This window comes from Streptomyces sp. NPDC058326 (assembly GCF_042879855.1).
Classification (GTDB): Bacteria; Actinomycetota; Actinomycetes; order Streptomycetales; family Streptomycetaceae; genus Streptomyces.
Map to the genome: position 1 here is coordinate 44,377 of NZ_JBHVZO010000023.1, position 13,427 is coordinate 57,803.

16 protein-coding genes are annotated in these 13,427 nt (G+C 70.7%); 7 read left to right on the forward strand and 9 right to left on the reverse strand.

The window, feature by feature from the left end; genetic code table 11:
• Positions 1-37: 37 nt before the first annotated feature.
• The 5 genes from ACFVYX_RS31330 to ACFVYX_RS31350 form a co-directional block, all read right to left on the reverse strand.
• Positions 38-352, reverse strand: coding sequence for a WhiB family transcriptional regulator (locus ACFVYX_RS31330; protein ID WP_389684855.1), 315 nt, complete (start codon positions 350-352; stop codon positions 38-40).
• Between the two features lie 160 nt (positions 353-512).
• Positions 513-698 (reverse strand): hypothetical protein, encoded by a 186-nt coding sequence (locus ACFVYX_RS31335; protein ID WP_389684856.1) that lies wholly within the window; start codon positions 696-698, stop codon positions 513-515.
• On the reverse strand, positions 695-895 hold the full coding sequence (locus ACFVYX_RS31340) for a hypothetical protein (protein WP_389684857.1): 201 nt from the start codon (positions 893-895) through the stop codon (positions 695-697). Before ACFVYX_RS31340 ends, ACFVYX_RS31335 begins: the two co-directional genes overlap by 4 nt.
• A gap of 177 nt (positions 896-1,072) precedes the next feature.
• Positions 1,073-1,624, reverse strand: coding sequence for a hypothetical protein (locus ACFVYX_RS31345; RefSeq protein WP_389684858.1), 552 nt, complete (start codon positions 1,622-1,624; stop codon positions 1,073-1,075).
• 105 nt (positions 1,625-1,729) lie between these two features.
• On the reverse strand, positions 1,730-2,569 hold the full coding sequence (locus tag ACFVYX_RS31350; RefSeq protein ID WP_389684859.1) for a hypothetical protein: 840 nt from the start codon (positions 2,567-2,569) through the stop codon (positions 1,730-1,732).
• A 402-nt stretch (positions 2,570-2,971) separates the two neighbouring features.
• Here ACFVYX_RS31350 and ACFVYX_RS31355 point away from each other — a divergent pair, with 402 nt between their 5' ends.
• The 3 genes from ACFVYX_RS31355 (at position 2,972) to ACFVYX_RS31365 (ending at position 5,546) form a co-directional block, all read left to right on the forward strand.
• Positions 2,972-3,763: a GntR family transcriptional regulator gene (locus tag ACFVYX_RS31355; RefSeq protein ID WP_389684860.1), complete on the forward strand. Its 792-nt coding sequence runs from the start codon at positions 2,972-2,974 to the stop codon at positions 3,761-3,763.
• A 179-nt stretch (positions 3,764-3,942) separates the two neighbouring features.
• Complete coding sequence (locus ACFVYX_RS31360) at positions 3,943-4,980, forward strand: AAA family ATPase (RefSeq protein ID WP_389684861.1); 1,038 nt, start codon at positions 3,943-3,945, stop codon at positions 4,978-4,980.
• Positions 4,977-5,546, forward strand: coding sequence for a guanylate kinase (locus tag ACFVYX_RS31365; RefSeq protein ID WP_389684862.1), 570 nt, complete (start codon positions 4,977-4,979; stop codon positions 5,544-5,546). Before ACFVYX_RS31360 ends, ACFVYX_RS31365 begins: the two co-directional genes overlap by 4 nt.
• A gap of 7 nt (positions 5,547-5,553) precedes the next feature.
• Here the strand turns inward: ACFVYX_RS31365 and ACFVYX_RS31370 are convergent, their stop codons facing one another.
• The gene (locus tag ACFVYX_RS31370; protein WP_389684863.1) at positions 5,554-6,393 is read right to left on the reverse strand and encodes a DUF1932 domain-containing protein; all 840 of its coding nucleotides are present in this window, start codon (positions 6,391-6,393) and stop codon (positions 5,554-5,556) included.
• Positions 6,394-6,397: 4 nt separating this feature from the next.
• Positions 6,398-7,045 (reverse strand): HAD family hydrolase, encoded by a 648-nt coding sequence (locus ACFVYX_RS31375; protein WP_389684864.1) that lies wholly within the window; start codon positions 7,043-7,045, stop codon positions 6,398-6,400.
• Between the two features lie 147 nt (positions 7,046-7,192).
• On the opposite strand from ACFVYX_RS31375, the gene ACFVYX_RS31380 reads away from it, so the two are divergent.
• A complete protein-coding gene (locus ACFVYX_RS31380) occupies positions 7,193-7,426 on the forward strand; it encodes a helix-turn-helix transcriptional regulator (RefSeq protein ID WP_389684865.1) in 234 nt (77 codons plus the stop codon).
• Positions 7,427-8,403: 977 nt separating this feature from the next.
• On the opposite strand, the gene ACFVYX_RS31385 is transcribed toward ACFVYX_RS31380, so the two are convergent.
• On the reverse strand, positions 8,404-8,811 hold the full coding sequence (locus tag ACFVYX_RS31385) for a hypothetical protein (protein ID WP_389684866.1): 408 nt from the start codon (positions 8,809-8,811) through the stop codon (positions 8,404-8,406).
• Between the two features lie 233 nt (positions 8,812-9,044).
• Here ACFVYX_RS31385 and ACFVYX_RS31390 point away from each other — a divergent pair, with 233 nt between their 5' ends.
• Positions 9,045-11,621 carry a hypothetical protein gene (locus ACFVYX_RS31390; RefSeq protein ID WP_389684867.1) on the forward strand — a complete coding sequence of 859 codons (2,577 nt, stop codon included), beginning with the start codon at positions 9,045-9,047 and terminating at the stop codon, positions 11,619-11,621.
• Complete coding sequence (locus ACFVYX_RS31395) at positions 11,618-12,460, forward strand: DUF721 domain-containing protein (protein ID WP_389684868.1); 843 nt, start codon at positions 11,618-11,620, stop codon at positions 12,458-12,460. Before ACFVYX_RS31390 ends, ACFVYX_RS31395 begins: the two co-directional genes overlap by 4 nt.
• Positions 12,461-12,485: 25 nt before the next feature.
• Here the strand turns inward: ACFVYX_RS31395 and ACFVYX_RS31400 are convergent, their stop codons facing one another.
• A complete protein-coding gene (locus ACFVYX_RS31400) occupies positions 12,486-12,638 on the reverse strand; it encodes a hypothetical protein (protein ID WP_389684869.1) in 153 nt (50 codons plus the stop codon).
• Here ACFVYX_RS31400 and ACFVYX_RS31405 point away from each other — a divergent pair.
• The gene (locus tag ACFVYX_RS31405; RefSeq protein WP_389684870.1) at positions 12,637-13,026 is read left to right on the forward strand and encodes a hypothetical protein; all 390 of its coding nucleotides are present in this window, start codon (positions 12,637-12,639) and stop codon (positions 13,024-13,026) included. The two genes, ACFVYX_RS31400 and ACFVYX_RS31405, sit on opposite strands and share 2 nt — an antisense overlap.
• The last annotated feature ends 401 nt before the right edge of the window (positions 13,027-13,427 follow it).

Below are 13,427 nucleotides of genomic sequence, written 5' to 3' on the forward strand. Positions count from 1 at the left end.
GGTCGGTGCGGGCGGATCAGGCAGCCTGCAGACCAGGTCAGGAGGCGTTGCGGGCCCGCTGGCGGGCGGCGCGGCGCTTCATGGCGCGGCGCTCGTCCTCGCTCAGGCCGCCCCAGACGCCGCCGTCCTCGCCGTGCTCCATCGCCCACCGGAGGCAGGTCTCCATCACGGGGCAGCGACGGCAGACGGCCTTGGCCTCCTCGATCTGCAGCAGCGCCGGGCCGGTGTTGCCGATTGGGAAGAACAGCTCGGGGTCTTCCTCCCGGCACGCGCTGCGCTCCCGCCAGTTCGTGTTCACCGGCAGGTCGGCGGCGGGGGCGTAGCTGGCGTTTACGATGTAGCTGCGATTCATCAGGGCCTCCCAGAAGGTCCAGTGCAGAAGTCAGCCCCGGGGCGGCCACCCCGGGGCTGTTGCGTGTCGTGGCGGCCGGACGGCCGGAGCGGGCGGGAGCTCCCGGCGCTCTCCGCCGGCCCCGGCCGGGAAGGCGCGGGGACGACGGGCAGGGCCGGGTTCAGCGCTGCTTGTTCTGTCGTGCGAGGTAGGCGTCCTGGAGGCGGGCGAACCGCTCGTGGATCGGTGTCCCGGCTTCGCACTGCTCCTCGGCCTGGCAGGCCGCGCAGCCACCGAGGTGGGTGGTGGAGTCCTCGAAGGACTTCATGTAGCGGACGTACAGGTCGTCGGTCGGGCGGGCGGTCATCGGCCGCTGCCCTGCGAGGAGCGCTTGTTGACCTCGGCGAGCTTCCGGCTCAGCTCGGCGGGGTCGTCGGCCATCAGGGGGCGGACCAGCTGGTAGAAGGTGTCGGTCTCGTCCCGCTCCGGGCCGCGCTGGTTGTCCTCTTCCTCCATGTCGCTGTAGAGGCCGGCCGACGGAGCGGCGGGAAGGGGACGTGTCATCATGCTGAGCATCAGGTCCTCCGAGTCAGGTCCTGGACAGCCCCGGGGCCCTAATCCCTGGGGCTGTCGCGTTCACTCCCCGATTGGGGAGTCGGCCGCTGTACGAGCAGCCACGGCTCCGGCCACCCCGGTTTCGTCGGGGTGGCCGGAGCCGTGGTCGTTCGTCCGGAAGGTGGGTCAGGCAGCGCCGGTCGGAAGAGCGCGGGGAACGAAGTCCTTCGCCCTCTGGAAGATCGGGGCGGGAAGGCCGTGCCGCGCTCGGAGCTCCTCGACCTCCGCGTCGCTGAGGCCGTACCGCGCAGCACCGTTCACGTAGTTCGACAGGGCCTCGTAGTGGTCCTCCGGGAGGGCCCCGCCGTTCTGCGCGACGGCGTCGGCGAACTGCGGAAGCACGAGGTTGAGGAAGTGCAAGGCGTAGTCCCTGTCCTCCGCCTGGGGCTCGGCCGTGCTGGTCTCACCCGCATCCGGCTGCTCCTGGACCGCCCGAAGGCGGGCTTCCAGCCCGGCGACCTTTTCCTCGGCAGTGCTTGCCCGGGAGTTGGCGATCTCGTACGCGGCCAGTGCCGACTTCCGAGCGAGGCGAGCCTCGTTCAGTTCGCCGGTCAGGCGCTTCACCTCGGCGTCCTTCGCCTCGGCGCTCGCGGCCTGGGCGGTGACCTCCTGCTCGGCGCGGGCGAGCTTGTCGCGTAACGCGTCGGCGGTCGTGCGTCGTACAAACGGCAGCTTCATGCGGCTGTCCCTTCATGCTGGAGGTCAACTCGGCTGGTCGTACGAGCAGCCACGGCCCCGGCCACCCCCGCGAGGGGTGGCCGGGGCCGTGGTCGTTCGTGCGGGTCAGGCGGCCGCCATGCTCGCCGCGTACCGGCGGCCCAGCTCGGCCTGCCGCTGGTCGAACGCCTCCTCGTCACCCGGGGCGAGCGGCACGCCGCGGGCCTCGGTCGGCCTGGCGCCGACGGGAACCTGCGAGCGTCGGGTGTCGGCGTCCTTCACCTTCGGCAGCACCGCGGCCCACTCGGACACCCGCTTCGCGGGGGCCGCCTCGGCGTACTGACGGTCGAAGCGCCGGCGCTCCCGGGCGAAAAACTCGCGGACGGCCTGACGCTTGGGCTCCTGGCGGAGCAGCCGGAGGAAGGTGACGGCCAGGCGCTCACCGTCGGGGCAGGGCAGCAGCTGCCCGTCTTGGTTCTTGACCTCGCCCTTGCAGGCCAGGCACTGCTGCTGGTGCTGACGGAACACCCGGCGGACCTGCTCCGCGCTGAGCGGGGCGGGCTTGACCTGGCTGGCGGCCGGGGCCGGCTTCACCTTCGGCTTCGGCAGCACCTTGGTGGCACGCCGAGAGGCGGCGGTCGGGGCCCCCTCGATCAGCCGGGTACGCACGGCGTCGGCCTGGACGTCGATGGTGACCTGGCGGTTGCTGCCAGCCGTGCAGCGGCGCCGCTCGGCGGTCTTGGCCCGGCCGGTGTGGTGGGGCACCAGCTTCGGCGTGCCCAGCACGCCGGTGATCGGAACCCACGTGGAGCAGTCGGGGCAGACCAGGTGCTCCTTGCCGGGGGTCAGGTCGATCTCGGTGACCTTGAGCTGGGAGGCGATGACCGGCGGGCGGTGGTTGACGTTCGAGGTGCGGGTCTTGCGGCGGCGCTTGCTGGCCTTCGGCATCGCGGGCGTCGTGATCATGGGGACTCCTCGTGGTCGGAGGGGCGGGTGCGTCGCGGTGCTCTCTCCGCCCGTCAGGCCGCACGGGTCGATCCCGGCGTCCTGATGGACGGACAGCGCATCTGCGCTGCGACGTGCAATGCGGGAGCCACACCAGCCAGGTGACTGGTCCGGGGGATTTGGTGGAGCTATCAACCCCGGCCCTCCCCGTAAGGGGAAGGGGCTTCCTGCGGTCGTGCTGAGGTGCGTAACCCCTGCTCAACGGAGCGTTAGGGCTATCGCTATCGCCTAGTAGAGGTCATGGAGCACCCCCGAGTCAATAGCGATAGCTCTATTCGTGTCGGTCGCTTGTGCTCGCTCACCACCGCCTGATAGAGCTAGCCCTAGAATCAGATCCGAGCAGCATTCAGAAAGGTGGCTACGATGCCCGTCTCGTACCGCGACATCGCCGCTGACCTGCGGCAGCAGATCAGCGAGGGGCGGTACCTGCCGGGCGACAAGCTGCCGATGCTGACCGAGCTTCAGGAGCAGTACGGCGCCGGCTACCAGACGGTGCGCAGCGCCATCACCCTGCTGGAGCAGGAGGGCTTGGTCGTCGCGGTGCGCCGCAGGGGAACCATCGTGCGCGAGCGCCCAGAGAAGAGGCGCATCACCCGGTCGCGGCAGGTCTACCGCGACGAGATCGGCTACTTCTTCGACCAGACTGCCCAGCCATGGGTGGCGCTGGAGGCCCCGGCCATCCGCTGGGGCGTCATCCCGGTCGACCTGGCGGGGCTCATGGGTCTCGACACGGGCGCCGAGGTGCTCATCCGTGACCGAGTGATGGGTGATCCCGAGTCGAGGAAGCCGAAGCAGCTGGCAACCAGCTACCTGCCGGCCGACATCGCCCGCGGTACCCGGCTCGCAGAAGCGGACACGGGACCCGGGGGCATCTACGACCGCCTGGAGGAGATGGGACACCGCCCGCTCCGATGGAGTGAAGGCGTCTCCGCCCGCATGCCCTCCCCGGAAGAGGCGGAGGCGCTGAACCTCCCGGCCGACGTCGGCGTTCCGCTCCTGCGCGTCGTCCGAGTCACAGCAGGCCCCGACGGCACGGTCGTTGAACTCAACGACACCCGGATGAGCGCCGAGGAGTTCGAGATCGGCTACTCCATCCGACGCCATGCGAGCGCTCGGCTCGCTGATGACGACGGAGATGGTGACGACGACAACTGACAGAACCTCACGTGTCATGGTGTCCCTCCCGTCGGCTGACCTCGTGAGGGCCATCACACTCGGGTCGGGCAGGACGAACCATCACAGGGGCTTGTCCAAGCTCGTACGCACCGCCATTCACGCGTTTTCAACATCCGCGTATACATGCGATTTGCAGCCCGAGCCCTAGGCTCGCGGCCATGACGATGACGGAGGGGCAGAGGGTGGGGAAGCAGCGCGCAGGATGGAGGCCGGACCGGCTGCGGGAGCAGCGTGAGGCCCACGGCCTGACCCTGGAGAAGGCCGGCGAACGCCTTCGGGCGGTTGCCGAGCAAGCGAAGCTCAAGGGCATTCCCGCTGCGAATCCGCAGACCCTGTGGCAGCACGAGCAGGGCGAGGTCTACCCCGGCCCCCACTACCGGCGGGCCTACTGCCTCCTCTACCGGGCCACCGAGCCTGACTTGGGATTCCGTGCGGCCCTGCCCGGGGAGGAGTCCTCCTTCAAGCTCACGCCGCTGGACGACCGCCTCAACGGATCACACGTCCTGGCTGTTGAGCGCGCTATTCACCGCATCGCGCCGGGCTCGGACGAGGCCGACCACTTCGACCTGCAGCAGCGGATCATCGACGCGTGGAAGCGACGGCACACCGGCGGCGACCCCCACCGTCCCGTGCTCATCCTGGTCGGCGGCTTCGCTGGCAGCGGCAAGACCGAGCTCGCCCGCTTTTTCGTCCAGTTGACCGGCTGGCCGCTGCTCGACAAGGACCCGCTCACCCGCCCGCTCGTGGAACGCCTCCTGGTCGCCCTGGGCGGCGACCCGAACGACCGGCACACCGACCTCTACCGCGAGCAGGTCCGGCCGGTGGAGTACGACTGCCTGATGCAGTCGGCGATGGCCAACATCAAGTGCGGCATCTCCACCGTGCTCACCGCGCCGTTGATTGCCGAGATGACGGACCCGGCCTGGATGCAGCGCCTTACCAACCGGGCCGGCTCAATGGGGGTCGACGTCTTCCCCGTGTGGGTGCGTTGCGACGAAGAGTCGATGCGCGAGTACATCGGCTTCCGGTCCGCAGCCCGCGACGCGTGGAAGCTGGCGCGCTGGGACGAGTACATGGCGACCATCGACCTGGAGCTGCGCCCGGCGGTGCCGCACCTGGTGGTGGACAACCGGCTGGGCACCGCGGTGACGCTCGCAGACCAGGCCCGGCAGGCGATGGGGGCGATGTACGCGTGAACCAGAAGCAGGGCGTGATCCTGTACGGCCCGCCGGCCTCGGGCAAGGACACCGTCACCGCCGCGCTCAGCGACCTCGACCCCAGGTACGCGCAGTTCGCGCGGCTCAAGGTGGGGGCCGGCAAGGCAACCGGCTACCGGATGGGTACACCGGAGCAGCTGCACGAGCTCGAGGCCGCGTGTGATGTCGTCTACGCGAACTCCCGATACGGCAACACGTACGCGATCGACCGGCCGGGTGTCGACGCGGCGTTCGCGACCGGGGTGCCCGTGGTGCACCTCGGACAGGTCGATGGCGTCCGCGCGCTGGTCGACGGCTACCCGGCCGACTGGTCGGCGGTGCTGCTGTGGTGCTCTCGCGAGGCGACCGAGCAGCGGTCGGTGGGACGCGGCGACAGTGACACCGCAGCGCGTCTGGCGGCGTGGGACGCGACCCGCGAGGACCTGGACGCACACCCGAGCATGGCCTGGGATCTGACGATCGACACCACGGAGGCGTCCCCGCAGGATGCGGCGCGGCTCATCGACCAGTTGCTGACGCAGCGGGCGGGAGCGGCGTCGGCATGAGCGTCGGCTACGGCTGGGCGAGTTGGTCCAGGGCGTCGGTGAGCGTGAGCTCGCTGTCGTCCTTGGCGTCGTCCCACCGTGCCAGCGTGGACGCGGCCGCGCGCAGCATCTCCGGCGGAAGGCCGGCGGCCGCGAGGGTGTCGGCGGCCTCCTCCAGCTCCGGGCCCCAGCGCCAGGCACGTGCCGCCGTCTTGGCCACGTACTCCGGTTCCGCAAGGTACGAGTCGGTGCGCCGGGAAGCGACCTCGATGAGCTCCTGGTCGACGCCGTGCTCGCGCGCCATGCCGACCGCGAGCGCCACCAGCACCCGCGAAGTCTTCTGGAACGCGGCGTACGACAGCTTCAGCGCGGACGCCTGCCCCACCTTCGTACCCAGCACCACCGTCTGGACGGCGGTGTCTGCGAACAGCGCTTCGATGCGCTCGGTCTCGCCGACCGGGCCGGACAAGTACAAGGTCGGCGTCTTGCCGCGCACCGGCGGGGAGCCGACCACGCCGCCGTCCACGACGGTGGCGGCCGGTTCGAGCAGCGCGGCGATCCGCTGTGCCCGCTCGGGATTGATGGCGTTCGCCTCCACGTACACCCCGGCGAAGCGGTGCGCGACGACGTCGCGGGCCAAGTCCTCGGCAGCCGCTGGCGGACAGAGGCTGATGACGATGTCGCTGCGGTCCAGCAGTTCGGCCAGCTCGGCCACCGGTGTCAGGCCGAACCGGGCGGCGCGCGCCGCAGACGCGGTGCTGCGCCCTGTCTCGCACCAGAGGACCGCGGCCGTGTTACTCGTGGCACAGGCGGCGACGGCGGCGCCCATGCTGCCGGGGTGGAGGATGCCGACGGTCGGCTTGACCACGGTGCTACTCCGTCTCGTTGAGCAGGATGGTGATGGCGTCGGTGACGTCGTCGACGACGTGGTGCGCAGCCGGGAGTCCGTCGGGCCACGGTCGGCCGCGCAGCCAGATGGTGCGCAGGCCGGCCTGGTGTCCGCCGCCGATGTCTCCGGCCGGGTTGTCGCCGATCATCCAGCCGCCGTCCGCGAGGCTGACGCCGCACCGGGACGCCGCGAGCTCGAAGAGCCTCAAGTCCGGCTTGCGGATCTCCAGGTCGCCCGAGACAGCGACGCCGTCGGCCAGGGGGGCGAGGCCGGTCCCGGCGAGTTTGGCTCGCTGGATGTCGCCGGCCCCGTTGGTGATGATGCCGATCGTCCAGGCGGCCGCGCGCAGACGGGCCAGGCCCTCGAGGACCTCGGGGCGGCAGGTGACGGCTGCCGACATGAGGTCGACGTACTCCTGCCACAGGTCCGTGGCCGATGCCTCCAGGCCGAAGGCGTCCCGCAGCCGGGCGAAGTCGTTGACGGTCGCGCGGTCGGCCAGTTCGATACGCAGCCACCGCTCGGCATCCGGGGAGAGCGCGCGGGAGCGGCACAGGGCGGTCACGGCGTCGCTGAGCGCCGACTGCCGGTCGACCAATGTGTTGTCCAGGTCGAAGAACGCGAGGTGGGCCACGAGAACGGACCCTATCCGGCTTGCGGCGGAGGCGGGTTCGCGCTGCGGCTGCTTCCCGAAACGAGATCATCTGGTGTATGTTTTCGGAGAACATCAGATGGGATGGAGGCTGCTATGTCGGATCCGCTGCGTCGAGAAGATGCCCTAGTGGATGCTGACACGCTGCCTCCGCCGCACATCCGTCAGCAGCTGCGCATCGCCGCGAACTTGACCCAGGCGGAAGTCGCTGAGGTCATCGGCGTCAAGCGCCTCGCCATCGTCCGGTGGGAAGCCGGCCTCTCGCAGCCCCACCGCAGCAATCGGCTGCGGTACGCGGAGTTCCTCCGCAGGCTGGCCAAGGAGCACCCGACCGTCGCCCAGGGAGGTCCGCGTGAGGACTGACCTAGCTCCCGGTTTCGGGTACGCCGACTCCGCCTTCGGTATCGAGGGGGTCGGGGTGACATAACCGCCACCGGCCGCGCGCGCCATTCAGTGGACTAACCACCCACTGCGGCCGCGCGGCCCTTCGCTCCGACCGGACTAACCATCCGTGTCGGCACTCAGATCCCGGTCTCCGCCGGTCCTGAGCTCGGCTCATCGAGCCAGTTCCAAATCAGTCGCAACACCCGGCCACTCACCACGGCCACCACAGCCGCAGCAGCACCAGCTGCGCACCACACGGCCCCCTAACCAGGACCACTGCAGTACTGCGGGACCCCCACCACAGGGGCTCCGCGACTCCACCGAGAAGAGAGGAGAAATCTCCCCCACCCCGTTCGGCGTCTGCCCGCTCCTCACGGAGGGGGCGCGCCCTCCCATCTGCTGAAACATCCATCCGGCGATACGCCGAGTGATACAGAGAGGCGGACGTCCTCATAGTGCCCGATCTAGTGTCCCCTGAAAAGCCGAGCAGTGACCGTTTCATTGTGGTTCGCCTCATTAGCGCGTTCCGCGCGGCGGGATCGATGCCCGAATCCTCACCTTTCATCACTTTTGGCCAGGAAGAGGGTTTTCCTGTAGGAAGCCACAACCCGGCAGGGTCTGTCCGGTTGGTGCCCGCCCGCGTCCGCAACAGCTCCGTCAGGGGCGTCATCGAGGAGGTCGTCCCGTGTGGCGGGACGCGCTCCGAGGTTTCTGCCCGACGTGCGGGAGCGCTGGGGGCAATCGGGGTTCGACGGTCTCTGTCCGCAGGCCAGCCGGTTCAGGCTGCCGAGGTGATCACTTCTCGCGCCGCTGTACCCAGCCCTCGCTTCGCCCCCGAAGGGGGTGTCCGCTCTGACGCGTACACCTGCCCCATGACTCAGACAAGCAGTTCCTATGCCCGGCAGCGCCAGCGGCGCGCGCGCCGTTTCCAGCCGCGGCCACTGGCGGTGCGTCGTTCAGTCGACGGGTGCGTCCGCCTTCTTCTCCACGAAGGTCCACTGGTCGTCCGTGGCCGAGAGTGGTGTGCCTGGAGGCGCGGTCGTCCACAGGGAGCCGTCGTCAGCGATCAGGAGCAGTCCCTGCGCATGGAGGGAGTGCAGAGTGTCACGGGCCTCGGTCTGTGCGGAGCCCATGGACTCGGCCAGGTCAGTGGCCAGGCTGGTGTCCTCGAGGATCAGGTCGAGATGGCCTGCGGCGCCAAGCGGGATGTTCGGCCCGTAGATGCGGCGGTAGTCCAGGAGGAGCTGCATGGTGCGGGCTTCGCCCGACTCGGGCCCGAAGGCTGTGGCGATTTTGCTCATCACCTCGTTGTCGGAGCCGACCGGGCGTTCCCAGTCCTCGTAGAAGACGCCGGGCGGCTTCATGTCGTAGAGGCTCTTGGGCTGACGGGGCCGGGGAGTCCGAGCTGGGCGGGGGCCGATCCGCTGTGCGGCGGCTGCCCTCCGGGCGGACTCTCGGGCTCGGCGGGCTGCGGGGCCCTTCTTCTTGGCTGCCATGTCCCGCACAACGATTCGTTCGGCGGCAGGTTCCCGTTCACCCCCGTGTGCTGCGTGGACGGGGGTGTGTCCCTGTGATGCCGAGGGCGACGCTCGACGCGATGCGGCTGGACCCTGCCGACTCCGTGGACAGTTCCGCAGTTCTTCCTCGGCAGCGGGCCGCGCTGCGGTCGGTGCCGGCCTCCGGACAGCCGGGTGACGGCGGCCCGGACGACCCGCTGCGTTTGGGCCGGCCGATGCGGCGGCGGCTGCTTGCCGCGGTCCAGGCGCTGCTGGCGGACCCGTCGATCGCCGGGCTGAAGGACGCGCCGAAGCTGGCGGCCGTGGTGCTGTACGCGAAGTCACGGGCGCCGAAGGGTGCGAAGAACGATAACCAGACGTCGATCTGGGTCGCGGAGCTGGGCCGCTGGTTGGGGGTGGGCGAGTCGACTGTCCACCGCAACGTGCTGGCCCCGATGCGTGCCACGGACGGGCTGCACACGAAGGTGGTGACGGACGCGCAGGGTCACCCGACCGGCCTGGACTGCCTGGTCATGCCCCTGTGGCGTGCCCGTAAGGACGGCGGGCCCGCGCATCCTCTGGCCCTGTCGAAGGCGGAGCTGGCGACGCTGCTGCGCCTCATCGAGGCGCTGTTCGGGCACGGCTGGACGCCGGAGGGCAAGGAGCCGACGCCGCCGGGGCTGCTGGCCGGCCGTAGGGGCAAGGGCGCGGCGACTGACCGGCTCGGGCTGCTGTTGATGGTGCTGTCCACCCCGGCGTCGGGCTGGCTGCAGCTGTGCGGCGGGTCGGTGAAGGCGAAGGAGGGGCGCGGGGCGGCGACGCTGGCGCGCCTGCTGGGCTGCTCGCCGTCCGGGGCCCGGAAGGTGTTGGCGCGGCTGACGGAGGCCGGGGTCGTGGCGCGGCAGCACCGGGACACGGTGACGTGGATGCGCGGCAAGGGCAGGGTCATGCTCCTGCCGGTCGCCCGCGCCTACGGCCGCCGCCCCCGTTTCCTGGAGGCCGTTCAGGAGCCCAAGCCCTCATTTTCGGTGCGTCCCGATGGTGCGTTCGGAGATCTTGGTCCGGTCGATGATGCTGCTGCCCTTGGTACGTCTGGGGTCGGGGGTGCTGAGGGGGCCGGGGATGCTGTGGTTCAGGAGCGTCCCGATGGTGCAGAGCTCCACGCCGACCACGCTTCTGTGGTTACTCCCGTCGTTGATCTCTCGCTCGCTGGTGGCTTTTCCGGCGAAGGCCGTGAAGCTGACGGCCGTCGGCCGGGACGCGCGTGCGTGCGCGAGGACCAGGCCGCCGACGGCGAGACCGGCGTTGCCGAGGCCGGGAGCTCGGTGGCCAAGGCCGACCCGCTTCGCGGTGAAAAGCCGAAGGAGGCACCGGGCGACGAGCAGGAGCAGGCAGACGGCGTCGCTACTGCTGGTGCCCGGCTGACGGTCGTGGGTGGTCGACAGACGCAGCAGGGGCGGTCGGAGCTCCCGGCCGATCTTGATCTGCGGGTGGCTCTGACGCCGGTGGCCTGGCTGTGGCAGGGGCTGAACCGCTGGCAGCAGAAGCGAGTCGTGAAGGCCACGGAACTCGAACTGGCGCAGCTGCGGAACGTGCTGGAGTGGCAGGCTCAGGCCCCGTCGGTGCTGGCTGCGCGGCTGACGTCCCGGCTCAAGGAGACCGGCGGCGAGGCCCTGATCACCTGTCCGTTCGGGTGGATCACTCGCCGCGGGCTGGTGCGCCGACCGTCGTGCTCGGACGTGCGGTGCGACGACGGCGTCCGGCTCGATACCGGCGCCGACTGCGACAACTGCGTCAACGTGCTGCACGTGCGCAGGGCGTGGCGGGTGCGGATCGCGGCCGAGGTCGACCAGGAGCTGCCCGGCCTGGAGCAGGACGCCCGCTACCGGGAGATCGAGACTCGGATGCACCGTCACGCCGAGGCCGAGGCCGCCGACCTCGTGGCCCGGCAGGCCGAGGCCCGGGAGCGAGAGGCCCAGCGTGCAGCGGCCCGTGCCCAGGCCGAGGAGCAGGCCGCCATCGAGCGGGAGCGGGCGGCGGCCCGGCAGGTCGTGGCGTGCGCGGACTGCGGCCGGGCGCGGTCGGCCGGGCTGTGCGAGGCGTGCGACCACCGGCGGCAGACCGAGGCCCTGATCGCCGAGGCCGGTCTCCTCGCCGCCACATGGTCAGCCGACCTGACCGACCCGGCCGCCGTCGCGGCCGTCGCCGCCGAGGTCCGCACGGCCATCGAGGCCGACATCGCCGCCGAGTGGGAGCAGTTCCAGCAGATCACCGACCTGGCCGACCTGGAGGCGGCCGGCCCGGACGTCGTCGAAGACACCGCCGCGCACAACGCGTTCCTGGCCGCCGAGAGCGCGGTCACTGAGTACCAGCACCAGGCGCTGGTGATGCTCGGACGCAGCGAGGAGGCCCAGGCCGAGGCCCGCAAGGCGTACGCCACCGAGCGGGCCAAGCCCTGGTTCCAGGCTTTGCCCGACAGCGACGACGCCCTGCGTGCCGCGACCGAGGCCGCCGCGCAGGCTCAGGCCCGCACCGCCGAGTACCTCCTCACCGTGCGGCTGAAGCAGCTGCGCATCCAGGCCCGTCCCGAGCCGGTCCGGCCCGCGCCGTGGCCGCAGCGTCTGCCCGAGCTCGCCGCCCACCCGCTGCACGGCGAGCCCCTGGAGGTGATCGCGTGAGCTCCACACCGGAGACGTCCGGCGTCGACCTCGCCCGCCAGGCCCTCCTGGCCGCCCGCGAGGCGGCGAAGGCGAGGAAGACCGAGACGCAGCAGAAGCCGAAGCGGCGGACTACCGTCGTCGTCCGCGACGGCCGCGCGCCGCTTGCGTTCGGCGCGGCGATCGGCATGATGATGACCGAGCGCGGCCTGGTCGCACCGGCCGCCGGCGGCAGCGTCCTGGCGCAGTGGGAGACCATCCTCACCACGGCCGCGCCCGAGCTCACCGGGCGCGTGAAGGCCGTGGCGTTCGACGAGGAGTCCGGCCGCCTGGACGTTGTCCCCGACGCCCCCGCGTACGGCACAAAGGTCCGCTGGATCGCGCCGAAGCTGATCGCGGCCGCCAACAGCGCGGTGCCCGACGCGAACGTCCGGGCCGTGCACGTTCTGGCACCCACCGCCCGCGCCACCACCACGGCGATGCCCTCGGCGGCCGGCGATGACCCGGCCCCGCAGCGGGTCGTTCCGGCCGGGCCGGTGAAGACGCGGGAGAGCGCGTCGGCCGGCTACCACCGTGCTCTCGCCGCCCACCGCGCGGTCGCTCCGCCCCGCCAGGAGGACCCGGCCCTGATCGCTGCCGTCGTACGGCAGGAGCAGGTCCGCCGCGAGCTCGCTGCCACCGCTTTCCCCGACGTCGAGCAGGACCAGGAGGACGAGGTGCCGACGTCGCTCGAGGACGTCCGTGCTCAGCAGCGGCAGGCCGCCGAAGCCGTGCGCGCGGCCGCGATCCGCCGCGCCCGTGCCGAGCGTGCCGGGCAGGCCGGTGCGACCAGGGCTCCTGCGCTGCGTCAGGCCGGGTGAGCCCGTGCGCTCCGTTCGGCCGGTTTCAGCGGAAGCGCCAGTCGGTGAAGACCTGTTCGGCGTCGGCTTCGACGACGTCCCGCAGGTCTTCGTCGCCGTCCGGGGCGTCCAGACCGAGTGCGCCCTCGTTCTCGTTTCCGCAAGCAGCCCTTGGACCACCCCACCAGGAGGAACCCATGTCCTACCCGCAGCCGCTCACCCCCGAGGAGAAGCTCGCCGACGCGAAGAAGCAGCTGAGCCTCCCGCGTATCGTTGTGATCTGCGGCTCCACCCGCTTCATGACCGAGATGAACGAAGCCGACCTGCGCGAGACCAAAGCAGGAAAGATCGTCGTCAAACCGGGCATCGACATGAAGTCGCCCCACGAACTCTGGTCCGATCCTGTCGAGGCCGCGGCACTGAAGGTCCGACTCGACGACCTGCACCGGGCGAAGATCCGGCTCGCTGATGAGGTGCTCGTGGTCGGCGACTACATCGGAGACAGCACCCGAGCCGAAGTCGCCTACGCCCGGTCGCTGCACAAGCCCGTGCGGTTCACGCACCCCGGAGTCGACCCTGACGCCTGACCGCCCTGCGCCCGCTTTACGGCGTAAAGAACACGAGGGCTCTCCGGAGCGTCGACCCCAACCCAGGCAGCGTCGCCCGTCTTGGTGGTCTGCGGCCCGGCGACGGCCAGGATGTCCTGGCCGTCGCCACACTCGCGATCGTGACCGACCTGAATCTCCCCGGCGCCGCCCCCGAGGACCTCTCCGACAGGGCGGTCCGGACGACAGCCGGCCGGACGTGGATGTGGCTGATGCCCTACAGGGTGAGCTGCTGACCAGCAGCCCGAGGCTCCACCGCATGGCGGTGTTCCGGCTGCAGCACTGCCTGCGGCACGAGGCGGCAGGGTCCCCGGGCATCTGAGTGGACGTTAGGCCCGTTTCGGCGACCCGATGGCCCGTAAATATAGCGCTGGATGCAGCGC

Bases quoted from the DNA above. Each gene is read 5' to 3' on its own strand.
- ACFVYX_RS31330 (WP_389684855.1), bottom strand. From the start codon at position 352: ATGAATCGCAGCTACATCGTAAACGCCAGCTACGCCCCCGCCGCCGAC.
- ACFVYX_RS31335 (WP_389684856.1), bottom strand. From the start codon at position 698: ATGACCGCCCGCCCGACCGACGACCTGTACGTCCGCTACATGAAGTCC.
- ACFVYX_RS31340 (WP_389684857.1), bottom strand. From the start codon at position 895: ATGACACGTCCCCTTCCCGCCGCTCCGTCGGCCGGCCTCTACAGCGAC.
- ACFVYX_RS31345 (WP_389684858.1), bottom strand. From the start codon at position 1,624: ATGAAGCTGCCGTTTGTACGACGCACGACCGCCGACGCGTTACGCGAC.
- ACFVYX_RS31350 (WP_389684859.1), bottom strand. From the start codon at position 2,569: ATGATCACGACGCCCGCGATGCCGAAGGCCAGCAAGCGCCGCCGCAAG.
- ACFVYX_RS31355 (WP_389684860.1), top strand. From the start codon at position 2,972: ATGCCCGTCTCGTACCGCGACATCGCCGCTGACCTGCGGCAGCAGATC.
- ACFVYX_RS31360 (WP_389684861.1), top strand. From the start codon at position 3,943: ATGACGATGACGGAGGGGCAGAGGGTGGGGAAGCAGCGCGCAGGATGG.
- ACFVYX_RS31385 (WP_389684866.1), bottom strand. From the start codon at position 8,811: ATGAAGCCGCCCGGCGTCTTCTACGAGGACTGGGAACGCCCGGTCGGC.
- ACFVYX_RS31390 (WP_389684867.1), top strand. From the start codon at position 9,045: ATGCGGCTGGACCCTGCCGACTCCGTGGACAGTTCCGCAGTTCTTCCT.
- ACFVYX_RS31405 (WP_389684870.1), top strand. From the start codon at position 12,637: ATGTCCTACCCGCAGCCGCTCACCCCCGAGGAGAAGCTCGCCGACGCG.
- ACFVYX_RS31400 (WP_389684869.1), bottom strand. From the start codon at position 12,638: ATGGGTTCCTCCTGGTGGGGTGGTCCAAGGGCTGCTTGCGGAAACGAG.